18 protein-coding genes are annotated in these 23,084 nt (G+C 70.9%); 16 read left to right on the top strand and 2 right to left on the bottom strand.

All coding sequences use genetic code 11. From position 1 onward, the window contains the following. Positions 1-25 precede the first annotated feature (25 nt). On the bottom strand, positions 26-385 hold the full coding sequence (locus ACWGPE_RS15195; protein ID WP_231432376.1) for a TraR/DksA family transcriptional regulator: 360 nt from the start codon (positions 383-385) through the stop codon (positions 26-28). A 91-nt stretch (positions 386-476) separates the two neighbouring features. On the opposite strand from ACWGPE_RS15195, the gene ACWGPE_RS15190 reads away from it, so the two are divergent. From ACWGPE_RS15190 to ACWGPE_RS15135, 12 genes are all read left to right on the top strand, one after another. After that, a complete protein-coding gene (locus ACWGPE_RS15190; protein ID WP_452049020.1) occupies positions 477-2,828 on the top strand; it encodes a DNA polymerase III subunit gamma and tau in 2,352 nt (783 codons plus the stop codon). A gap of 3 nt (positions 2,829-2,831) precedes the next feature. After that, positions 2,832-3,428 (top strand): recombination mediator RecR, encoded by a 597-nt coding sequence (recR, locus tag ACWGPE_RS15185; protein ID WP_231431754.1) that lies wholly within the window; start codon positions 2,832-2,834, stop codon positions 3,426-3,428. Positions 3,429-3,594: 166 nt separating this feature from the next. Then, positions 3,595-3,978 carry a nuclear transport factor 2 family protein gene (locus ACWGPE_RS15180; protein WP_452049019.1) on the top strand — a complete coding sequence of 128 codons (384 nt, stop codon included), beginning with the start codon at positions 3,595-3,597 and terminating at the stop codon, positions 3,976-3,978. A 112-nt stretch (positions 3,979-4,090) separates the two neighbouring features. Further along, complete coding sequence (locus tag ACWGPE_RS15175; protein WP_231431751.1) at positions 4,091-5,365, top strand: aspartate kinase; 1,275 nt, start codon at positions 4,091-4,093, stop codon at positions 5,363-5,365. 182 nt (positions 5,366-5,547) lie between these two features. Next, positions 5,548-6,603, top strand: a complete 1,056-nt coding sequence (locus tag ACWGPE_RS15170) for an aspartate-semialdehyde dehydrogenase (protein ID WP_231431750.1) — start codon at positions 5,548-5,550, stop codon at positions 6,601-6,603. Positions 6,604-6,949: 346 nt separating this feature from the next. Continuing rightward, positions 6,950-8,230 (top strand): ABC transporter substrate-binding protein, encoded by a 1,281-nt coding sequence (locus ACWGPE_RS15165; RefSeq protein ID WP_231431749.1) that lies wholly within the window; start codon positions 6,950-6,952, stop codon positions 8,228-8,230. Positions 8,231-8,259: 29 nt separating this feature from the next. Beyond that, a complete protein-coding gene (locus ACWGPE_RS15160; protein ID WP_452049018.1) occupies positions 8,260-9,204 on the top strand; it encodes a carbohydrate ABC transporter permease in 945 nt (314 codons plus the stop codon). After that, positions 9,201-10,142 (top strand): carbohydrate ABC transporter permease, encoded by a 942-nt coding sequence (locus ACWGPE_RS15155; protein ID WP_452049017.1) that lies wholly within the window; start codon positions 9,201-9,203, stop codon positions 10,140-10,142. The genes ACWGPE_RS15160 and ACWGPE_RS15155 overlap by 4 nt, the downstream gene beginning before the upstream one ends. Positions 10,143-10,144: 2 nt before the next feature. Next, positions 10,145-11,893, top strand: coding sequence for an amylo-alpha-1,6-glucosidase (locus ACWGPE_RS15150; protein WP_452049016.1), 1,749 nt, complete (start codon positions 10,145-10,147; stop codon positions 11,891-11,893). A gap of 114 nt (positions 11,894-12,007) precedes the next feature. Further along, a complete protein-coding gene (locus tag ACWGPE_RS15145; protein ID WP_452049015.1) occupies positions 12,008-13,324 on the top strand; it encodes an ABC transporter substrate-binding protein in 1,317 nt (438 codons plus the stop codon). A 2-nt stretch (positions 13,325-13,326) separates the two neighbouring features. Beyond that, a complete protein-coding gene (locus ACWGPE_RS15140; protein ID WP_275506488.1) occupies positions 13,327-14,283 on the top strand; it encodes a carbohydrate ABC transporter permease in 957 nt (318 codons plus the stop codon). Further along, on the top strand, positions 14,280-15,185 hold the full coding sequence (locus ACWGPE_RS15135; RefSeq protein ID WP_452049014.1) for a carbohydrate ABC transporter permease: 906 nt from the start codon (positions 14,280-14,282) through the stop codon (positions 15,183-15,185). Before ACWGPE_RS15140 ends, ACWGPE_RS15135 begins: the two co-directional genes overlap by 4 nt. Positions 15,186-15,608: 423 nt before the next feature. Here the strand turns inward: ACWGPE_RS15135 and ACWGPE_RS15130 are convergent, their stop codons facing one another. Next, entirely contained in the window at positions 15,609-16,265 is a 657-nt protein-coding gene (locus ACWGPE_RS15130) for a GntR family transcriptional regulator (protein WP_376931243.1), read from the bottom strand. A gap of 151 nt (positions 16,266-16,416) precedes the next feature. Between ACWGPE_RS15130 and ACWGPE_RS15125 the strand changes: the two genes are divergently transcribed. The 4 genes from ACWGPE_RS15125 to ACWGPE_RS15110 are packed head-to-tail and all read left to right on the top strand — an operon-like array spanning position 16,417 to position 23,047. Continuing rightward, entirely contained in the window at positions 16,417-18,567 is a 2,151-nt protein-coding gene (locus tag ACWGPE_RS15125; protein ID WP_452049013.1) for a beta-galactosidase, read from the top strand. 6 nt (positions 18,568-18,573) lie between these two features. Next, the gene (gene gcvPA / locus ACWGPE_RS15120) at positions 18,574-19,974 is read left to right on the top strand and encodes an aminomethyl-transferring glycine dehydrogenase subunit GcvPA (RefSeq protein ID WP_452049012.1); all 1,401 of its coding nucleotides are present in this window, start codon (positions 18,574-18,576) and stop codon (positions 19,972-19,974) included. Continuing rightward, positions 19,971-21,617 carry an aminomethyl-transferring glycine dehydrogenase subunit GcvPB gene (gene gcvPB, locus ACWGPE_RS15115; protein WP_452049011.1) on the top strand — a complete coding sequence of 549 codons (1,647 nt, stop codon included), beginning with the start codon at positions 19,971-19,973 and terminating at the stop codon, positions 21,615-21,617. Before gcvPA ends, gcvPB begins: the two co-directional genes overlap by 4 nt. Before the next feature lie 2 nt (positions 21,618-21,619). Further along, positions 21,620-23,047, top strand: a complete 1,428-nt coding sequence (locus tag ACWGPE_RS15110; RefSeq protein WP_452049010.1) for an ATP-NAD kinase family protein — start codon at positions 21,620-21,622, stop codon at positions 23,045-23,047. Positions 23,048-23,084: the final 37 nt, after the last annotated feature.

Here is a 23,084-nt window from a genome sequence, read left to right as displayed (position 1 = left end):
GCGCCGAGCGCCGGGCACCCCGTCGTCACCGAGCGAGGCGTGCGCAGTCGATGCAGAGCGTCGCGGTCGGCCGGGCGTCGAGCCGGGCGACGGTGATGCGCTTGCCGCAGCGGGCGCAGACGCCGTAGGTGCCGTCGGCGATGCGGGCGAGGGCGTGGTCGATGTCGGCGAGCTCCGCCTGCACGTCGGCGAGCACGGCGGTGCGCTGCGACCATTCCTGGGTCATCGTGGGCCCCTCGGGGTCGTGCTCGTCGTCGGCGCTCGCCTCGGACCGCGCATGGCGGACCTCGCTCATCTGGTCGTCGAACTCGGCGGCGCGCTCCTCGGCGTCGGCACGCTCGGCGAGCAACCGGGCCTGGAACCGTTCGAGCTGAGCCGGGGTCATCGTCGTCACCGTGATCACGCTCCTTCCGTCCGAGCATCGTACGCCCGAGGCATCCGGATGCCGTGTCGGACGCGGCAACTACGATTGATGCGTGGTCACCGCCCTATATCGCCGCTACCGGCCAGAGACGTTCGCCGAGATGATCGGCCAGTCCCAGGTGACGGAGCCGCTGATGACGGCGCTCCGCACCGATCGGGTCAATCACGCCTACCTGTTCAGCGGGCCGCGCGGGTGCGGCAAGACGACCTCCGCTCGCATCCTCGCGCGTTGCCTCAACTGCGCCGAGGGGCCGACCGACGCCCCGTGCGGTGTGTGCCCGAGCTGCGTCGAGCTGTCGCGCGGCGGGGGCGGCTCGCTCGACGTCGTCGAGATCGACGCGGCGAGCCACGGCGGTGTCGACGACGCCCGCGACCTGCGCGAGCGGGCGATCTTCGCCCCCGCGCGCGACCGCTACAAGATCTTCATCATCGACGAGGCGCACATGGTGACCTCCGGCGGCTTCAACGCGCTGCTGAAGATCGTCGAAGAGCCGCCCGAGCACATCAAGTTCATCTTCGCGACGACCGAGCCCGACAAGGTGCTCGGCACGATCCGGTCGCGCACGCACCACTATCCGTTCCGGCTCGTTCCGCCCGCGCCGATGCTCGAGTACGTGCAGCAGCTCTGCAACGAAGAGGGCATCTCGGTCGAACCCGGCGTGCTCGCACTCGTCGTGCGGGCCGGCGGCGGGTCGCCCCGTGACACCCTGTCGCTGCTCGACCAGCTGATCGCGGGCTCCGAGGGTTCGGCGATCGACTACGAGCGCGCGGTCGCGCTGCTCGGCTACACGCACGGGGCCCTCCTCGACGAGGTCATCGACGCGATCGGCGCGCACGACGCCGCCGGCGCGTTCGCAGCGGCCGACCGCGTCGTGCAGACGGGCCAAGACCCTCGTCGATTCGTCGAAGACCTGCTCGAGCGGCTGCGCGACCTCATAGTCGTCGCGGCCTCGACGCCCGAGGCCGCGGCCGCCGTGCTGCGGGGCGTCCCCGAAGACGAACTGGCGCGCATGGCCGTGCAGGCGCAGTCGTTCGGCCCGGCCGAGCTCTCCCGGGTCGCCGATCTCGTCAGCCAGACCCTCACCGAGATGACCGGTGCGACCTCCCCGCGCCTGCATCTCGAACTCATGCTCGCGCGCGTGCTCGTGCCGTCGAGCGACGACACCGAGCGCGGTGCGCTCGCGCGCGTCGAGCGCCTCGAGCGCCAGGTCGGCGCCGGGGGAGCGGCGGCGCCGATCGCGCCGCCTGCCGGCACGCCCGCTGCCGTCCGAGCCGAGGCGCCGGCTCCGCGCGCCGCCGAGGCACCGCGGGTCCCGGTCGAGCCCGCGCGCCCCGCCCGCGGTACCGAGCCCGCGGCGGCCGAGCCCGCCCGGGCGTCCGAGGTGATCTCGGCCGTCATGCCCGAGACCCCTCCGGCGTCCGCCGAACCGTCGGCCGGGCCTCCGGTGGCCGACACGTCCCCGGCCGAACCGGCGTTCGTGCGTCCGAGCGGGCCGATCACCGTGCAGCAGATGCGCGACGCCTGGCCCGAGGTGCTGAGCGTGCTCCAGCGCAAGAAGCGCACGGCATGGATGGCGGCGCTGACGGCCCAGGTGCTCGAGTACCGCACCGACGAGGCAGTCCTCGTGCTCGGCTTCACGAGCGCGGGCGACGTCGAGGGCCTGCGCAACGGCACAGGTGCGCAGAACTCGGCCGAGCTGCTCCGTGCGGCGATCGACGAGGTGCTCGGGGTGACGGTCAAGTTCGTCCCGCGCGTCATCGGCGGCGGCGCGCCGGGCGGTTCCGCACGTCCCGAGACGCCCCCGTCGGCACCCACGCGCCCGAGCGGCGATGGCGCCGGGGCGCCGGTCGCCGCGCCGGCGAGCCCGGCATCAGACTCCGCGACGCCGAATCGGGCAGGGGCCTCGGCGCCCGCGGTCGACGCGACGCCGAACGCGCCGAGCACCGTCACGCCCGCCTCGTCGGGGCCCGTCGACTCGTGGGCGACGGTCGCCATTCCGCGCGACCCCGAACCCGCATCCGACGCGGGCACGGCCGCGCCGCTCGCCCGCACCGCGACCGCACTCGCCGAGCGACCGGCCGCCGAGCCGGCGCCGGTCGCTCCGGGCACTCGCCCCGAGGCCACGAGCGACGCGCCCGATTTCGTGCCCGACGACAGCGAGGCGCCGCCCATCGACGACGAGCCGCCGTTCGATCCCGGTCCCGAACCCGAGCGGTTCGACCCGCCTGCGCCGACCCGGCCCGCAACAGCCCCACGGCCGGCACCGAGCCGGCCGCGCCAGGCGGCCGCGACGACCGACGGCGGTATCCAGCGGTACGGCGAGGCGGTCGTCCGCGAGGTGCTCGGCGCGACCTTCCTCGAAGAGATCGAGGTCCCAGGCAGCGGCTTCGGGGAGCGTGCGTAGCCCGTGTACGAAGGCATCGTCCAAGAACTGATCGACGAACTCGGCCGGCTGCCCGGCATCGGGCCGAAGTCGGCGCAGCGCATCGCGTTCCACATCGTGCAGACCGAGCACTTCGACGTCTCGCGCCTCGCCGAGATCCTCCTCCAGATCCGCGACAAGGTGCGCTTCTGCGAGATCTGCGGCAACGTCTCCGAGCAGGCGACCTGCTCGATCTGCCGCGACCCGCGGCGCGACCCGTCGTTCATCTGCGTCGTCGAGGAGGCCAAGGACGTGGTCGCGATCGAGCGCACCCGCGAGTTCCGAGGGCTGTACCACGTGCTCGGCGGCGCGATCAGCCCGATCGACGGCATCGGCCCCGACGAGCTGCGCATCCGCCAGCTCATGCAGCGGCTCGCCGACGGCTCGGTCACCGAGGTCATCATCGCGACCGACCCCAACCTCGAGGGCGAGGCGACGGCGACCTACCTCAGCCGGCTGCTCACCACCCTCGAGATCAAGGTGACGCGACTCGCCTCGGGCCTGCCGGTGGGCGGCGACCTCGAGTACGCCGACGAGGTCACGCTCGGTCGTGCGTTCGAAGGGCGTCGCGTCGTCACCTGACGGGCCCATTCCATCGTTCGAAGGAAGCCCCTCGCGTCGAGCGTGCACTCGTCGTCCGATTCAGGGCCGCGACCGCACGTTCGGCGGGCGAGCTCGGCGCGAGCCGGCGGGGGGAGTGCGCCGCCGGGCGGTTGACGCACGCCCGCGGCGCGCGTAGACCGAAGGCATGACCGCGACGAAGCGCGAGCAGGCATCCGAACGCACCGCGACCTGGGTCGACGGGTACGTCAGGGCGTGGCGCAGCAACGACCCCGACGACATCCGCGCCCTCTTCACCGACGACGCGATCTACCTCCTGGCGCCCGACGCCGAGCCCCTGCGCGGGCACGAGGGCATCGTCACCGGCTGGCTCGAGCACGCCGACGCCGACGGCGAGTGGTCGTTCGAGTGGAGCGCCGTGCACGAGGCATCCGACCTCGCGCTCGTGCAGGGGCGCACCGAGTACCCGGCCGAACGCGACTACCTCAACCTGTGGGTGATCCGCTTCGCGCCCGACGGCCGTGCGTCCGAGTTCACCGAGTGGTACATGCCGCGCCCGCACGGCGAGTGAGCGGGCGCCGCCCGGCGTCACATGGCGGGGCGTGCATGCGGGCCGCCGTATGATGAAGCATCCGACGACGGGCCCGTCGGCCCGCGCGCGCCCAGAACCCCCTGGAGGCCCCGTGAGCTTGATCGTGCAGAAGTTCGGCGGGTCGTCCGTCGCCGACGCGGAGAGCATCAAGCGGGTCGCGAAGCGCATCGTCGAGACGCGCAAGGCGGGCAACGACGTCGTCGTCGCCGTCTCCGCCATGGGCGACACGACCGACGAGCTGCTCGACCTCGCGAACGAGGTCACGCCCATCCCCGCGCCGCGCGAGCTCGACATGCTGCTCTCGGCCGGCGAGCGCATCTCGATGGCGCTGCTCGCGATGGCGATCAAGAGCATGGGGCACGAGGCGCGCAGCTTCACCGGCAGCCAGGCCGGCATGATCACCGACGCCCAGCACGGCGCCGCCCGCATCGTCGACGTCACGCCCGTGCGCCTGCGCGAGGCGCTCGACGAGGGCGCCATCGTCATCGTCGCCGGCTTCCAGGGCTTCAACCGCGACACCCGCGACATCACGACCCTCGGCCGCGGCGGCAGCGACACGACCGCCGTCGCCCTCGCCGCGTCGCTCGACGCCGACGTCTGCGAGATCTACACCGACGTCGACGGCGTCTTCACCTCCGACCCGCGCGTCGTGAAGAAGGCGCACAAGCTCGATCGCATCACGAGTGAAGAGATGCTCGAACTCGCCGCGTCGGGCGCCAAGGTCCTGCACATCCGCGCCGTCGAGTACGCACGCCGCCACGGCGTGACCCTGCACGTGCGCTCGTCGTTCAACAACAACGAGGGGACGATCGTCTACGACCCCTCGCGTCTTCCCGAAGGAGCAGCTGTGGAAGAGTCCGTCATCGCCGGAGTCGCGATCGACCTGTCCGAGGCGAAGATCACGGTCGTCGGAGTGCCCGACAAGCCGGGCGCCGCGGCGAAGATCTTCAAGATCGTCGCCGGCACGAACGCGAACGTCGACGTCATCGTGCAGAACGTCTCCGCCGCCGCGACCGGCCGCACCGACATCTCGTTCACCGTGCCGAAGGCCGACGGCGAGAAGGCGCTCACCGCCCTCGCCGGCGCGCAGGACGCGATCGGTTTCGAGGCGCTGCAGTACGACGACCAGATCGGCAAGCTCTCGCTGGTCGGCAATGCGATGCGCTCGGCGACAGGGGTCTCGGCGAAGCTCTTCGAGGCGCTCTACCAGGCGGGCATCAACATCGAGATGATCTCCACGAGCGAGATCCGAATCTCGGTCGTCACGCGCGCCGACAGCGTGCACGCCGCCGCCCGCGCCGTGCACACCGCCTTCGACCTCGACGGCGACGACGACGCGGTCGTGCACGGGGGCACGGGCCGCTAGACGCCGGATGCCTCGGGCGCATGCCGACTGCCGGCCGGCGGCGGCCGGCCGAAGGCCAGGCCAGGAGGCATCCCGCCCCGAATCAGGGGAATGCTGCCAATTCGGGCCGGATTCACGCGATCCGGCCTGCGGCACATCCGAAGTCCTGCAAACTGAAGAGAACTCGAAAGCAAGAGGGTGACATGAGCAATGGTGTGAACATCGGCGTCGTCGGCGCCACCGGCCAGGTCGGCGCGGTCGTGCGGCGACTGCTCGAGGAGCGAGACTTCCCGGTCGCGCGGATCCGCTTCTTCGCGTCGGCGCGCTCGGCGGGCACGACGCTGCCGTTCAAGGGCGAGGAGATCGTCGTCGAAGACGCGTCGACCGCCGACCCGACCGGTCTCGACCTCGCGATCTTCTCCGCCGGCGCGACGCTCTCGAAGGCGCAGGCGCCGCGGTTCGCGGCCGCCGGCGTGACCGTCATCGACAACTCGAGCGGCTGGCGCATGGACCCCGAGGTGCCGCTCGTCGTCAGCGAGGTCAACCCGCACGCGATCGACGAGGCCGCGAAGGGCATCATCGCGAACCCGAACTGCACCACCATGGCTGCGATGCCGGTGCTCAAGGTGCTGCACGACGAGGCCGGGCTCGAGCGTCTCATCGTCTCGACCTACCAGGCCGTCTCTGGTGCCGGGCTCGCCGGCGGCGAGGAGCTGCTCGAGCAGGCCCGCGCCGCCGTGGCGCAGGACGCGATCGGCCTCGTGCACGACGGTGCCGCCGTCGAGTTCCCCGAGCCCGAGAAGTTCGTGCGCCCGATCGCGTTCGACGTGATCCCGCTCGCGGGCTCGATCGTCGACGACGGCGACAACGAGACCGACGAGGAGAAGAAGCTCCGCAACGAGAGCCGCAAGATCCTCGAGCTGCCGGGCCTGCTCGTCGCCGGCACGTGCGTGCGCGTGCCGGTCTTCACGGGCCACTCGCTGTCGATCCACGCCGAGTTCGCGAACCCGATCACGCCCGAGCGCGCGACCGAGCTGCTTGCCGACGCGCCCGGCGTCGCGCTCTCCGACGTGCCGACCCCGCTGCAGGCGGCGGGCAACGACCCGAGCTACGTCGGCCGAATCCGCCAGGACCAGTCGGCGCCCGACGGCCGGGGCCTCGTGCTCTTCGTCTCGAACGACAACCTGCGCAAGGGCGCGGCGCTCAACGCCGTGCAGATCGCGGAGCTGGTCGCCGCCAAGCTGCCGGCGCGCGTCTAGCGTTCACCTCACCCAGTACGACACGGATGCCCCGTGGCCGATCGGCCACGGGGCATCCGTCGTTTGCGCGCCGCCGAGCAGTGTGAACTCGCGCGTCCGTGCGCAAGTCAGGAGTGGAGCGGCGTCTCGCGCATCGGCATCGCGCAGAACCGGGTGCGACACGCCTCCGCACGTGAATGACGCACCGACTGGGTATGCCGTTGCGCGTTCGTGACCTGCCGCACCTTGACGGAATTGAGTTTTGTATACAGAATAATGACGATCAATCCCCCTCACGCCGGCTCCCCACGCCGGCTCCTCCTGCAATGACGAAAGAGGTAGCGGAATGGCCCGCTCGAACTCGAAGATGAGGCGTCTGCTGGCGATCGGTGCTGCGAGCGCCATCGCGATCGGACTCGCGGCGTGCAGCGGCGGGGGAGGTGGCAACGACGAGAACACCGTGGTGTGGTCGACCTGGGGCACCGCAGAGGAGCTCACCCGCTACGAGGACTTCAACAAGGAGTTCATGAAGCGCCACCCCGACATCACCGTCAAGCTCCAGCCGGTGGCCGACTACGGCGACTACCACTCGAAGCTGCTCGCCCAGCTCGCAAGCAACACGGCGCCCGACGTGTTCTACGTCGGCGACGACAAGATGGGCCAGTTCGTCGACTCGGGCCGGCTCATGCCGCTCAAGAAGCTCATGGAGTCGAAGGACAGCCAGACCAAGCCCGACGACTTCTACCCGGGCCTGTTCGGCGTGGCCGAGAAGGAGGGCGAGTACTACGGCGCCCCGAACGACTCGAACCCCGACGTGCTCTGGTACGACAAGGCGGCGCTCGAGGCGGCCGGCATCACCGAAGACCCGGCGACGCTCGCCGAGAACGGCGAGTGGACGACCGACAAGTACCTCGAGATGAACGCCAAGCTCAAGGACGCCGGCCTCACGGGCACGATGTTCTGGAACTACTGGGCCACCCATTGGAGCTGGCTGTCGTCGCAGGGCCTGCCTGCGCCGTACGACGAGTCGGGCGCGTTCACGGCCAACACCGACGCCGCGAGCGTGAAGGCACTCGACGAGTTCGGCGGTCTCTTCCAGGACGGCACGTTCGTCGTCGCCGACACGCTGCCCGAGGGCGCGGGCGCCGACAGCGTCTTCGTGACCGACAAGGCGGGCTTCTTCGTGCAGGGTCGCTACACGATCGGAACCGTCCAGACGGCCGGAAACCCCGACAACTACGACATCGTTCGCTGGCCGACTCCTGACGGTCAGGAGGCCCCGACGGGCGTCGCCGCCTCGTACCTCGCGATCAACGGCAAGACCGACGCGAAGGATGCGGCGTTCACGTTCTGGACCGAGTTCCTGAGCGCCGAGGGCCAGAAGTTCCGGCTCGAGGGCGGCGGCAACGCGGTCCCGTCGATCAAGGGCGCCGACGAGGTCGTGCTCGAGGACGGCTACCCCGCGCACGCGCAGACCTTCCTCGACATGCGCGACATCGGCTTCGAGGACTACGCCCCCGAGGCGCGCGTGCCCGGGCTCTCGATCGACATCAGCGACGAGTTCCTGAAGCTCTACGAGGGCAAGGCCGACGCGCAGGCGACGCTGGACGCCGCCGCCGACCTCGTCGCGGAGAAGTCGGGCGAATAGACGTGAGTCAGATCGCTTCCGGTGAGCGGATGCTGCAGGACCTCCCTGCGGCATCCGCCCCCACGCCGGGCCGGTTCCGCAAGGAGCCGGCCTGGCGTCGCCGCGACCGGCGTTGGGGGTACGTCTTCATCGCGCCCCAGCTCTTCGGCATGGCGCTGTTCGTAGTCGTGCCGTTCGCAGCGAGCCTCGTGCTCGCGTTCGCGAGCTGGGACGGCCTCGGCGACCTGACCTGGGTCGGGTTCGAGAACTTCACGGCCCAGTTCCAGGACGAACTGCTCTGGAAGTCGATCGTCAACACGCTGATCATCGCGTTCGTCACCGTGCCGATCGGCCTGGGGCTCGCCGTGATCATCGCGGTCGCGCTCGAGAAGCTGAAGACGCGGACGCTCTACCTCATTCTGTTCTTCGCACCGGTCGTCACGTCGACCGTCGCGGTCGCGATGATCTGGCAGCAGATGTTCCGCGGCGACGGCGTGCTCTCGACGGCGATCTCGAAGATCTTCGGCATCGCGCCGCCCGACTGGCTGCAGGACCCGAAGCTCGCGCTGCTCGCGGTCTGCATCGTGACGATCTGGTCGTCGCTCGGCCTCAACGTGGTGATCTTCCTCGCGGGCCTCCAGAACATCTCACCCTCGGTCATCGAGGCCGCACGCATCGACGGCGCCGGTCCGTGGCGCCTGTTCACGAGCGTCCGCCTGCCGCTGCTCTCGCCGATCGTGTTCTTCTCGTCGGTCGTCGCGTTCATCTCGTCGCTGCAGACGTTCGACACGGTCTACGTGCTCGTGCAGAACGCCGGGCCCGACAACGCGACGCGCACGATCGTCTACCACATCTACGATCTCGGCTTCGGCGAGTTCGAGATCGGGCCGTCGAGCGCGGCGAGCGTCATCCTGCTCGTGCTGACGCTCATCATCACGGCGATCCAATTCGGCGCCCAGAAGAAGTTCGTGCACTACGAGGACGACGAAGCATGAGTCTCACGAATCCGCGCCTCGCCGACGGCACGCAGATGCCGCTGACCGACTCGACGGTCGCGATGAGCGCGCCCGGGTACCGCCCGTCGGCGCCCCGCACGGGCAAGGGCAAGCGCCGCCTCAGCTCGACCGTGCTGCACGTCGCACTCGTGGTCGGCGGCCTCGCGATGGTCTTCCCGTTCCTCTGGATGCTGCTGACCTCGTTCAAGACGCTGCCGCAGCTGCTGCAGGACCCGCTCGCGTTCCTGCCGCAGCCCTGGACGTTCGACAACTACGTCGATGCCTGGAACGCGGTGCCGTTCGGCCAGGCGTACCTCAACAGCCTGTACATCGCCGCGCTCGTCGTGGCCGGCACGCTGCTCACGGCCGCCATGGCCGGTTACGCGTTCGCGCGCATCCGCTTCCGCGGCGCGAAGGTGCTGTTCATCGTGTTCCTCGCGACGCAGATGATCCCGAAGCAGGTCACGCTCATCCCGTTCTACCTGCTCATGACGCAGCTCGGCTGGGTCGACTCGCACCTCGCGCTCATCGTGCCCGGCCTGCTTGCGAACCCGTTCGCAGTGTTCCTCATGCGCCAGTTCGTGCTGAGCCTGCCGAGGGAGCTCGAGGAGGCGGCACTCGTCGACGGCGCCGGACGCTGGCGCGTCTTCTGGAGCATCATCCTGCCGAACCTGAAGCCGGGTCTCGCGGCGCTCAGCATCATCGTCGCGCTCGACGTGTGGAACGCCTTCCTGTTCCCGCTCGTGCTGCTGAACACGCCCGACCTGTTCACGGTGCCGCTGCTGCTGTCGAGCTTCCAGGGACAGTTCGGTTCGGTGAACTACGGCCTCGTGATGGCCGCGAGCGCGATCTCGACGATCCCGATGCTCATCGTGTTCGTCATCGGGCAGCGCCGCATCCTCAACAGCATGGCCGCCTCGGGACTGGGAGGACGATGACGTTGGCCGGTCGAGCAGGCGCGCAGCGCCGTATCGAGACCATGGATGCCTCGGCGCTGGCCGGCCTCGCCGGCCGCCACCTCGACCTGGTGCAGGCTCCGTTCACCCTGCCGCGATCGCGCGTGCTCGTGTTCCGGGCCGACCGCGCGGCGGTCGAAGCGCGTGGGGGCGCCGGCGCCCCTGCTTCGGCCGTGCGCGTGCACACGTCGGAGTACGAGCGCCGGCTCGACGACTGCCGCGTCATCGACGAACTGACCGTGCGGGATGCCTCGGGGCTGGCGCTGCCCGTCACCGGGGTGCTGCCGCACGCGATCGAGTTCGGCGACGGCGCCGCGACGCTCACGTTCGCCGGGGCCGGTGCCCTGTCGGTCGGGGGAGGCGCAGGCCTCTCGGTCGAGTGGACGACCCCCGACGGCGAGTCGACCCGAGTCGAGCTCGCGCCGGAGGCGCCGTCGGTGCGCCTGCACGTGGCGGCCGACCGCGGCGTGCGGCACGAGGCATCCACGTCGCACGGTGACGACCTCGCGGGCACCGAGGGCCTGTGGCTCGACTGGCTCGCGAAGTGCCCGCTCGTGCGCGACGACCTGCAGCAGATGGCCGCGTTCTGCTGGTGGGTGCTCGGCGCGAACATCGTCGAACTGCCCGGCCTCGGCGACGCGCGCGGCGTCGTGCCGTCGAAGGTCGGCTACGTCGGGGTGTGGCAGTGGGACGCGTACTTCATCGCGATGGGCCTGCGCCACGGCGACCCCGAGCTCGCGCGCGAGCAGCTCGAGATCGCGTTCCGGTTCCCGAGCGAGAACGGGCAGCTGCCCGACGTCGTGCACGAGGAGGGCGTGCTCGCCACGAGCGACGACCTGCCGCAGGCCGACCGCGACCGGTTGCGGCGTGCAGGGTCGCAGATCGCCGACCCGAACGCCCCGGTGCCGCTCACGAAGCCGCCGCTCGCGGCTTGGGCGCTCGGCAAGGTGCTCGAGGTCGAGGATGCCCCCGAGTGGGCGGAGCGGCAGCTCGCCGTGATCCGCCGGTCGCAGGACTGGTGGTTCTCGGGCAGCGACCTCGACGGCGACGGCATGCCCGAGTACGGGCACCCCTACTCGTCGGGACTCGACGACAGCCCGATCTTCGACGGCCCGCTGCCGACGACGGCGCCCGACCTCGGCGCCTACCTCGTGCTGCAGGACCTCGAACTCGCCCGGCTCGCCGAGCGCTACGGGGCGGACGCCGCCGGCGACCCCGCGGCGCACCGGTCACGTGCCGCGCGCACGCTCGAGCTCCTGCTCGGCATGTGGGACGAGGCATCCGGCCGCTTCGAGGCCCGCGCGGCCGGCGAAGCGGTCGCGAGCGACGCGATCGTCGGGTTCATGCCGCTCCTGACCGGAGCACTGCCCGAGCCCGTGCTCGCGGCGCTCGTCGAGGCGCTCGGAGATCCCGAGCGGTACGCGCTGCCCTGGTCGGTGCCGACGGTCTCGGCCGCCGACCCCGACTTCTCGGCGACGCGCATGTGGCGGGGGCCGGTGTGGGTCAACACCAACCGGCTCATCGTCGAAGGCCTGCGGGCGTCGGGGCGCGAGGATCTCGCGCACGACCTCGCCGAGCGCACGGTCGCACTCGTCGTGCACGGCGGCGGGCCGCACGAGTACTTCAACCCGCTCACGGGCGAGAAGGCGCCGACCGCGACCACCGCGTTCGGCTGGTCGGCAGCGCTGTTCATCGACCTCGCGGTCGAGCTCTCCGAATCGTCGGCCGAATAGCGGCGAGCGCAGATCGAGACCGCCGCCCCGAGGCATCCGCGGTCCCGCTACGGCGCTGCGCGCCTGCTCGACCGTCGCTCAGCAATGCAATTCCCAACCAGACAAGGAAGTCAGATGAGAACACGCACACTGCTCGCTCCCGTGGTCGCCCTCGGCGCCGCGGCTCTCCTCGCCGGATGCGCCATGGGCGGCGGCCAGCCCTCGGGCGGCCAGGTCGTGCTCGATCCCGACGCGAAGCTCGACGGCGAGATCACCGTCTGGTCGTGGGACGTCGCGGCGACCGCGCTCGAACGGCTCGCCCCCGAGTTCGAGGCCGAGCACCCCGGCACCACGATCAACGTGGTCGACGTCGGCTACGACAACGCGTACGACAAGCTCTCGGTGGGCCTCCAGGCCGGCAGCGGACTGCCCGACGTCGTCACGATCGAGACCGACGTCGCGCCCGGGTACATCAACGAGTTCCCGACCGGGCTCGTCGACCTCACACCCGTCTTCGGCGACGACGAGGCCGACTTCGACCCGTTCAAGTGGCAGGCGCACTCCGACACCGACGGCGCGCTCAAGGTCGTGCCGTGGGACTCGGGCACGGTCGGCCTGTTCTACCGCGCCGACTACTTCGACGAGGCGGGCATCGACCCGACCACGATCAAGACCTGGGACGAGCTCGTCGCCGCCGGCGAGCAGATCAAGGCGAAGACCGGCCGCACCCTCATGTCGCAGGACGTCTCGACGGGCGGCGGCTTCCAGATGCTGCTGCAGCAGCAGGGCCAGGGCCTGTTCGACGAGAACGGCGACATCGCCGTCAACTCGCCCGAGGCCGTCGAGGCGCTCACGCTGCTGAAGACGATCAACGAGAAGGGCCTGCTGAAGAACGTCGACGGCTGGGACGGCCGCGTGACGAGCGCGAAGGACGGCGATTCGGCCGTCACCCCCGAAGCCGTGTGGTGGATCGGCACGCTGCAGGGCGACGCCCCCGAGCTCAGCGGCACGTACGGCGTGACCGAGCTGCCCGCCTTCGAGGAGGGCGGCGTGCGCACCTCGAACAGCGGCGGATCCGGCCTCGCGATCCCGACGCAGGCGAAGAACCCGCAGCTCGCCGCGGCGTTCATCGCCTTCGCGCTCGCCGACGCCGACAACCAGGCGTCGATGATGGAGAACGAGGGCCTGTTCCCCTCGTACCTGCCCGCGCTGGAGGGCGAGTACTTCGCGAAGCCGCAGGAGTACTTCGGCGGCCAGCCGGTCTACGAGCTCTTCGCCGAGCAGACCGCGAACATCCCGCCCATCACGTTCACGACCGACAACGCCGAGGCGAGGGACATCGTCGCCAACGCCGTCGTCGCAGCCGTGCTGAACGGGGCCGACCCGCAGCAGGCGCTCGACGACGCGGCGCAACAGATCGCCACCGCGACCGGTCGCGAGATCGCGGAGTAGCCGTGGCCACGCCGACGCTCACCACGGGTGGGCGGGGCGCGGCACCCGCCCGAGGCATCCGCTCGCGAAAGCCGGATGCCTCGGGTCGCCGCCGGTCGCTGGGGCGCCGCCTCCAGCGGCCGGGGGCGTGGTTCGCCCTGCCCGCAGCAGCCCTGCTCGTGATCTTCTTCGCCTACCCGCTCGTCACCTCGCTCTGGCAGAGCTTCTTCGCCACCTCGGGCGGGGTGTCGACCTGGGTCGGCCTCGAGCAGTACGCGCGACTGCTCGAAGACCCGCTCATCGCGAAGAGCCTCTTCAATGCGCTCCTCCTCCTCATCGTGCAGGTACCGCTCATGATCGGGCTCGCACTCGGCCTCGCCTACCTGCTCAACCAGTCGTGGCTGCGGTTCCGCTCGGGGTTCCGGCTGCTGACCTTCCTGCCCGCGGTCACGACGCTCGTGGCCTACGCCGTCGTCTTCAAGGTGATGCTCGCCACCGACGGGGGAGCGATCAACCAGATGCTCGGCCTCGTCGGCATCGCGCCCGTCGACTGGCTCAACAACGAGTGGTGGGCGCGCGTCGCGCTCGTCGCCGCGATCACCTGGCGGTGGACCGGCTACAACATGGTCATCATCCTCGCGGGGCTGCAGGCGATACCCGGCGAGCTGTACGAGGCGGCACGCATCGACGGCGCCGGTCGCTGGCAGATCTTCACCCGCATCGTCGTCCCGCAACTGCGGCCCGTGCTGATCTTCACCACGGTGACGTCGACGATCGGCGCGCTACAGCTCTTCGACGAGAACTGGATCCTCACCGAGGGCGGACCGAACGACGCGACGCTGACACCGGTGCTCTACCTGTACAAGGTCGGGTTCCGGCAGTTCGACTTCGGGTACGCGTCGGCGATCGCCTGGATGCTCGTCGTCATCACCGCGATCATCTCGATCGTGCAGTTCCGACTCATGAGGGAGAAGCCGTGACCGCGACGAGCGCCCTGACCGCCGTCAACCCCGCCGTCGGCGCACCCCGCGAGGAGCGGCCCTCCGGCTTCCGGCCGACGCTCGCCCGCGGCATCCTGCGCCTGCCCGTCTACCTCGTGCTCGCGTTCGCGAGCGTGCTCGCGGTGGTGCCGTTCCTGTGGATGGTGATCGCGTCGACGCACTCGACGCCCGAACTCTTCGGCACGCCGTTGCCGGCGCTGCCCGGCGACCAGTTGTGGGAGAACCTCGCGCGCCTCCAGGAGTCGGTGAACTTCAGCCAGGTCATGCTGAACAGCTTCGGCATCGCGGTGATCTACACCGTGTTCTCGTCGGCGGTCAGCGTCATGGCGGGCTACGGGCTCGCGACCTACCGGTTCCGCGGGCGCGGGGTGCTGCTCGGCGTCGTGCTCGTGACGATGATGATCCCGATGCAGGTGCTGCTCGTGCCGCTCTTCCAGATGATGGCGAGCGCGGGGCTCATCGACACGTACCAGGCGGTGATCCTGCCGTTCCTCGCGAACGCCTTCGGCATCTTCCTGATGCGGCAGGCGTTCCTCGACTTCCCGGTGACGCTCATCGAGGCGGCGCGCATCGACGGGGCGGGGGAGCTGCGCACCTTCTGGCGCATCGTGCTGCCCGTCGCCCGGCCGCAGCTCGCGGCGCTCGTGATCTACACGTTCATCAGCCAATGGAACTCGTTCATATGGCCGCTGCTGATGCTCAACACCGAGGACAAGTACACGGTGCCGGTCGCGCTCAACACGATGATCGGCATGTCGCGGGTCGACTACTCGGGCCTCATGCTCGGGTCGCTCCTCGCAACGCTGCCGCTGCTCGTGCTGTTCCTGGTCTTCCAGAAGCAGTTCGTGTCGGGCCTGCTCGGCGGTGCCGTGAAGGGGTAACTCCGGGCCGGTCGAGGCAGCCCAAGTCAACCACCGAACGCGCGAGCGCCGGGCACGCTTCCGGTCTGTCGAGTAGGCGCACAGCGCCGTATCGGGATCACCGACACGCGATAGCTCCTACCCGTCCGTCTTCTTCGGGAATCGCTTCTTCGCCAGCGCGGGCAAGAGGTCGAATCGTCCCTCGATCAGGGCGAGGCGCTTGGCGCGGCCACACCCTGCACCTGCTCCTCCGCGAAGTACGCTTCGTCGATCCGGTCGAACTCCTGCCGCAAGACGAGCGTCACGGGCCGACGCCGCTTCGTGTACTCGGCGCCGAGACCTGAGGACCTTCACGAGTCGTGGTCTCGATACGGCGCTTCGCGACTACTCGACCGACCTCCAGGAGTGGTGGTCTCGATACGGGCTTCGCCCCACTCGACCGGCCTACGCGGTGAAGTAGGGGCTCGACGCGTTGTCGAGGATGCGGCGCATGCCGTGCAGCCAGTTGACCTTGAGCGCGGCGACCGCGCCCGGTACGTCGCCCTCGGAGAGGCAGGCCGCGATGGCGGCGTGCTCGGCCGCGACGCGCTCGATCATCACGTTGTTCGGCACGAGCAGCGACTCGTAGCGGTGGAACGCCCCGCGCACGCTCTCGATCACGTCGAGGAGGCGCCGGTTCGGGCAGGCCGAGAGCATGATGCCGTGCCACTCGTCGTCCTTCGTGACCACGAGGGCGTGCTCGACGACCTCCTGGTCGAACTCGGCGGCGAGCTTCGAGAGGCGGGTGCCGATCTCGCGCAGCTCGTCGACCGGGCTCAGTTCGAGCGCGAGGCTCTCGAGGGCGGCCATCACGGGAGCGAGGTCCTCGAACTCGCTCGCGCTGAGCGGCACGAAGCGGAACCCCTTGCCGTTCTCGCTCGTGATCTGGCCTTCGCTCTCGAGGGCGATGAGGGCCTCTCGCAGCGGCGTTCGACTCACGCCGAGCTCGCCGGCGAGCTGCACCTCGTTGATGCCCTCACCCGGCTGCACCTCGCCCGCGCGCATGCGCGCGAGCAACTCCTCACGGACCTGCGAGCGCAGGTTCTTGCGTTCGATCGCCATGTGTTCGCCCTTCGGACCCCTCGGCCGTCGCGGTAAGCCTAGGGCTCAGCCCGGGCTTGACCGCTTCCGGCATCCGGTTTACGGTGTCTGTATACAGAATACATTCTGCACTGCAGACTGTACATCCCCGCGCACTCAGAGAGGAGCAGGTGTGACCGACGAGTCCCCTCGGCCGATCCGCCTCGACGCGCTCGCCTACGGCGGCGACTACAACCCCGACCAGTGGTCGGAGGAGGTCTGGCACGAAGACATCCGCCTCATGCGCGATGCCGGTGTCAACATCGTGAGCCTCCCGGTGTTCTCGTGGCCGCAGCTCGAGACCGCGCCCGGGGTCTACGAGTGGGGCTGGCTCGACCGCATCATCGAGCTCCTGTGGGAGGGCGGCATCAAGGTCGACCTCGCCACCGCGACCGCGACCCCGCCGTCGTGGCTCATCCGCAGCCACCCCGAGATGCTGCCGTCGAACGAAGACGGCCAGCGCCTCGAGTTCGGCTCGCGCCAGGCGTACTGCCCCAGCTCTCCGGTCTGGCGCGAGAACGTGGCGCGGATGACGCGCGCGATGGCCGAACGCTACGGCGAACACCCGGCGCTCGCGCTCTGGCACGTCTCGAACGAGTACGGCGATCACGTCTCGCGCTGCTGGTGCCCCGAGTCATCCGCGCACTTCCGCCGCTGGCTCGAGGCCCGCTACGGCGACCTCGACGGACTCAACGAGGCATGGGGCGTGAACGTATGGGGCCAGCGCTACACCGACTGGGCGCATATCGAGGCGCCGCGCCGCTCGACCGGACCCGTGAACCCGACGCAGCTGCTCGACTTCGAGCGCTTCTCGTCGGACGCGCTGCTCGAGCTCTTCCAGCTCGAGGTCGACATCCTGCGCGAGGTCACGCCCGAGATCGGCGTCACCACGAACTTCATGTCGATCCTGCGCGACCTCGACTACTGGGACTTCGCCGCGGCCGAGGACCTCGTCACCGACGATGCGTACCCCGACCCCGCCGACCCGCTCGCGCACGTGCCGGCCGCCCTCAACTACGGCTACATGCGCTCACTCAAGGGCGGGCGGCCGTGGCTGCTGCTCGAGCAGGCACCGAGCGGCGTCAGCTGGCGCGACGTCAACGTGCCGAAGGCACCGGGCCAGTATCGGATCGGCAGCCTGCAGGCGATCGCCCACGGCTCCGACGGGGCGATGGTCTTCCAGTGGCGCCAGGCGAAGTACGGGCAGGAGAAGTTCCACTCGGCGATGGTCGGGCACCGCGGCGAGGCATCCCGCTCGTTCCAGGAGGCGAAGGCGTTCGGCGCCGAGCTGAAGCGCCTCGAGCCGGTGCGCGGCACCCGCGTGCGCTCGCGCGTCGCGCTCGTCGTCGACCACGACTCGTGGTGGGGCTCGTCGGCGACCGAGTCGCTGCCCTCGCAGCGGCTCAACTGGCTCGCACAGGCCCGCGCCTGGCACGCGGCGCTGCACGCGCTCGGGCACGCGGTCGACACGGTGCGGGCGACCGGCCCGTTCGACGGCTACGACGTCGTCGTGGTGCCGAACCTGTACGTCTCGGATGCCTCGCAGGCCGAGGCGCTCTCCGACTTCGTCGCACGCGGCGGCCAACTCGTCGTCGGTCCGTTCTCGGGCGTCGTCGACGACACCGAGAAGGTGCACGACGGGGGAGCGCCCGGCCCGCTGCGCGGCCTCCTGGGTGTCGAGGTCGACGAGCAGTGGCCGGTGCCCGACGGGCTCGCCGAGCGCGTCGCGTTCGTCACCGGCGCCGAGTTCGACGCCCCGACCTGGGGCGAGTGGATCGAGGTGCACGACGGCACCGAGGTGCTCGCGCAGTACGCCTCGGGCGAGCTCGACGGCCGAGCGGCGATCACCATCCGTCGCTCGAGCAGCGCGCGAAGCGAGCGTCTCGAGACCACGGATCCCGCGGAGGGCGGTGGGCTCGATACTGGCTCCGCCCTCCTCGACCGACCGAGTGGCACCGCATGGTACGTCAGCTGCGTGCTCGAGCGCGACGGGCTGATCGCCCTCTTCCGCGACGTGCTCGCCGCGGCCGGCCTGCCGGCGCGCGAGCGCATCGACCTCGACCTCGAGGCGGTGACCCGCAGCGACGAGACGACCGACTACACCTTCGTGCTCAACCACGGCCGCCGCGAGATCACGGTCGACGTGCCCGCCGGGGCGCGCGACCTGCTCACCGGTTCGACCGACGGCCGCACCCTCGCCCTCCCGCGCTTCGGCGCCGCCGTGCTCGCCACCCCGCGCGCGGCGAAGCCGCCCTTCATCACCCTGTCCGACACTACCGACTGAGGCACCATGACCGACACCTTCGTCCATCCGTACATCCCCAACACCGCGCCCGCGACGAAGCAGGCGATGCTCGACGCGGTCGGCGCCGCCTCGATCGACGAGTTCTACGCCGACGTGCCCGCCGACCTGCGCCTCGGCCGTGCGCTCGACCTGCCGGCGCCGCTCGTCGCCGAGCAGGACCTCGCAGGCCACGTCCGGGGCCTGCTCGGCAAGAACCGCTCGACCGTCGAGCGGCTGAGCTTCCTCGGCCACGGCACGTACCACCACTACGTGCCCGCCGTCGTCGACGAGGTCATCAACCGCAGCGAGTTCCTCACCGCCTACGCGGGCGAGCCGTACGAGGACCACGGTCGCTTCCAGGCACTGTTCCAGTACCAGTCGCTCATGGCCGAGCTGCTCGCCATGGACGTCGTGAACGTGCCCACCTACGACGGGTACCAGGCGACCGCCACCGGCCTCTCGATGGCGGGCCGCATGACCGGGCGCCGCCGCGTGCTCGTCGCGAGCGACGTGCTGCCGGCCAAGCTCTCGAAGGTGACCGACTTCGTGCGCGTGCACCTCGACCTCGAGTTCGTGCCGACGGTCAACGGCACCGCGGACGCCTCGGCCGTCGCCGCACGCCTCGACGACGACGTCGCCGCCGTCTGGGTCGAGACGCCGTCGGTGGCCGGTGCGCTGGAGACCCGCCTGCGCGAGCTCGCCGACGCGGCCCACGCCGCAGGCGCCGTGCTCGTCGTGGGCACCGACCCGATCGGCTACGGCGTGCTCACGCCGCCCGCCGAGCAGGGCGCCGACATCGTCTGCGGCGACATCCAGTCGCTGGGCCTCCACCAGTGGTTCGGCGGCGCGCACGGCGGCTTCATCGCCGTGAACGACGACCCGAAGTTCATCATGGAGATGCCCTCGCGCCTCTTCGGGCTCGCGACGACCGACGTGCCCGGCGAGGTCGGCTTCGGCGACGTCGCCTACGACCGCACCTCCTTCGCGCACCGCGAGGAGGGCAAGGAATGGGTCGGCACCGCCGCAGCCCTCTGGGGCATCGCCGCCGGCGTCTACCTCGCGCTCATGGGGCCGCAGGGCATGCGCGAACTCGGCGAGCTGCTGCTCGCCCGCACCCGCTACGCCCAGCAGCGGCTCGCCGCGATCCCCGGCGTCGCGCTCGGCGACGGTGCGCTGCACCTGCGCGAGTTCACGGTCGACCTCGCGGGTGCCGGCCTCACGGCGCACGGCGTCGTCGAGTCGCTGCGCCGCCAGGGCATCGAGCCGGGCGTCGTCGTCGGCGAGCACCGGCTGCTCGTCTGCGTCACCGAGATGACCGGCCAGGCCGCCATCGACCGTCTCGCCGCCGCGATCGGCGCGCTCGCCGAGGCATCCACCCTCAACACCACTCAGGAGGACCGCGCATGACGCTCCCCATCGCACCCAAGCCCGCCCTCCGCCGCTTCCACCAGGCCAGCTGGGACGAACCCGTCATCTTCGAGCTCTCCACCCCGGGCGAGCGCGGCGTGCTCGTCACGCCGATCGAGCCGGGCGTGCGCGACGCGGTCGGCGACGTCGTCTCCGACCTGCCCGTGGGCCTCCGCCGCGACGTGCCGCCCGCCCTGCCCGAGATGGGCCAGCAGCGGGTGCTCAAGCACTACCTGCGGCTCTCGCAGGAGAACCTCGGTGCCGACCTCAACGTCGACATCGGCCAGGGCACGTGCACGATGAAGTACTCGCCGAAGATCAACGACCAGCTCATCGGCGTGCCGCAGCTCACCGCCATGCACCCGCTGCAGAACCCGGCCGACGCGCAGGGCGTGCTCGAGATCACCTGGAACCTCGAGCGCATGCTCGCCGAGATCTCGGGCATGGACGAGGTGTCGCTGCACACGCAGGGCGGCTCGGCCGCGATCTGGGCGAACATCGCGATGATCCGTGCGTATCACGAGGCGAACGGCGAGGGCGAGCAGCGGCGCGAGGTCATCACGACGATCTTCAGCCACCCGTCGAACGCGGCGGCCGCGAAGGCGGCCGGCTACGACGTCATCACGATCTTCCCCGACGCCGAGGGCTACCCCGACCTCGCGGCGCTCAAGGCGGCCCTCTCGCCGCGCACCGCGGCGATCATGGTCACCAATCCGGAAGACACGGGCATCTACAACCCCGCGATCCGCGAGTGGGTGGATGCCGCCCACGGGGTCGGTGCGCTCGCCTCGTACGACCAGGCGAACGCCAACGGCATCCTCGGCATCACGCGCGCCCGCGACGCCGGCTTCGACGTGTGCCACTTCAACCTGCACAAGACGTTCTCGACGCCGCACGCGTGCGGCGGGCCCGGCGCCGGGGCGAACGCGGTGAGTGCCGCGCTCGCGCCGTTCCTGCCGGGGCCGCGCGTCGTGCGCGAGGTGGATGCCTCGGGCGAGGTGCGCTTCGACGTGCGCGAGGCGGGCCCGCAGTCGATCGGCGCGGTCGCGCCGTTCCACGGCGTCGTGCCGAACATCGTGCGCGCCTACTCGTGGATCATGGCGCTCGGTGCCGAGGGGCTGCTCGCGGCCGCCGAGATCGCGGTGCTCAACAACAACTACCTGCTCAAGAAGGTGACCGACATCCCGGGCGCCTCGGCGCCCTACGCCGAGGGCCGCCGCCGCATCGAGCAGGTGCGGTACTCGTGGCAGGAGCTCTTCGAGGAGACGGGCATCTCGTCGGAGGAGATCGGCGTTCGCCTCTCAGACTTCGGCATGCACTACTGGACGAGCCACCACCCGTACGTGGTGCCGCAGCCGTTCACCCTCGAGCCGACGGAGTCGTACTCGATGGCCGAGATCGACGAATACGTCGCCGCGCTCGCCGAGGTCGCCCGCGAGGCACGCGAGACGCCCGAGGTCGTGCGCACCGCACCGCACAACCAGACGGTGCACCACACCCACCACGACGACCTCGACGACCCCGAGCGCTGGGCGATCACCTGGCGCGCCTACCGTCGCAAGTACTTCGGCGAGAGCCCGGCCGGTCGAGCGGCGCAGCGACTCGAGTCGACCGCCGCCACCGCGTCGGAGTCGGCCGCCTGAGCATGCTCGCCCTCGTCGTGAACCCCGTCGCCGGGGTCGGCGGTCCTGCGGGACTCGCCGGCTCCGACGGCGCGGCCGTGCAGGTCGAGGCCGCTGAGCGCGGCGCCCGGCCGCAGGCCGGCGAGCGGGCTCGGGTCGCGCTCGAGGTCGTCGCGGCGCATCTCCGTCGGTCGAGCAGCGCCGCCGGGGTCGACGCGTCTCGAGGCCGCGCCCGTGTCGCCGGTCGTCCCGGTACGGCGCTGCGCGCCGCCTCGACCGGCCGTCTGCCCGTCGTGCTCACCGCGGCGGGTGCGATGGGGGAGGACGCGGTGCGCGCCGCCGGCCTCGAGCCGCGCGTCGTCTACCGGCCGAGCGTCGCCGACCACGCGACATCCGCGGCCGCCACGACGGCGGCTGACACGACGGCCGCCGTGCGCGCACTCGTCGACGCCGGCGCGACCCTCGTGCTCTTCGCCGGCGGCGACGGCACCGCCCGCGATGTCGCGGCCGGGCTGTCGGAGGCCGGTCGAGGGACCGCGACGGGATCCTCTGCCGACGGCCGGAACGGCTCCGGAGGAACTTCCGTGCCGCACGCCGACGTCGTGGTCGACGATTCCGGCATGTCGCCGAGAAGTTCCTACAGAGCATCGGTGCCGACGGCGTGGGGCGGCCGCCCGGGTGCGGCGGCGGTCGCCGCGCTCGGCATCCCGGCCGGCGTCAAGATGTACTCGCCCGTCTTCGCGGTGAGCCCGCGCGCCGCGGGCGCGCTCGCGGCGGCGTGGTCGGCGGCATCCGGATCGGACGGCGCCCTGCCCGTGCAGGAGCGCGAGGTGCTCGACATCGACGAGGCGGCGATGCGGCGTGCGCGCGTCGAGCCGCGCCTCTACGGCACCATGCCCGTGCCCTACCGCGCAGGCCGCACGCAGTCGCGCAAGGCGGCGACGCCGGTGACCGAGCAGGCCGCCGTCGCGGGTGCCGCGCGCGGTGCGGCCATGGCGATGCGCCCGGGCATCCGCTACCTGCTCGGCCCCGGCGGCACGATGGCCGAGCTCGCCCGCGAGCTCGGGGTCGCGAAGACCCCGCTCGGCGTCGACGTCGTGCTCGACGGCCGGGTCGTCCGCGCGGGGGCGAGCGAGCACGAGCTCGTCGACGAGATCTCGCGCGGCCCCGCGAAGGCCGTCGTGAGCGTCATCGGCGGCCAGGGCTTCCTGCTCGGCCGCGGCAACCAGCAGCTCTCGGCGCGCGTGCTGCGCCTGCTCGACGACGACCCGCTCATGGTCGTCGCCCCCGAGCAGAAGCTCATCGACCTCGGCGGCCGCCCCCTGCTCGTCGACACCGGCGACCCCCTCCTCGACGCCCGCCTCGCGGGATTCGCGCGCGTGATCACCGGCCCCTCCACCACGAGCCTCTACCCTGTGCACGCGCCCGACGCCGAGGCATCCGAACCCTGAACGTGACCGGTCGAGCCCGACCGGCCCTACACACCCA

Source organism: Agromyces sp. NPDC055658 (assembly GCF_053618155.1).
Note: the sequence above shows the minus strand (reverse complement) of the source record. Positions and strands in the feature narration are given on the sequence as shown.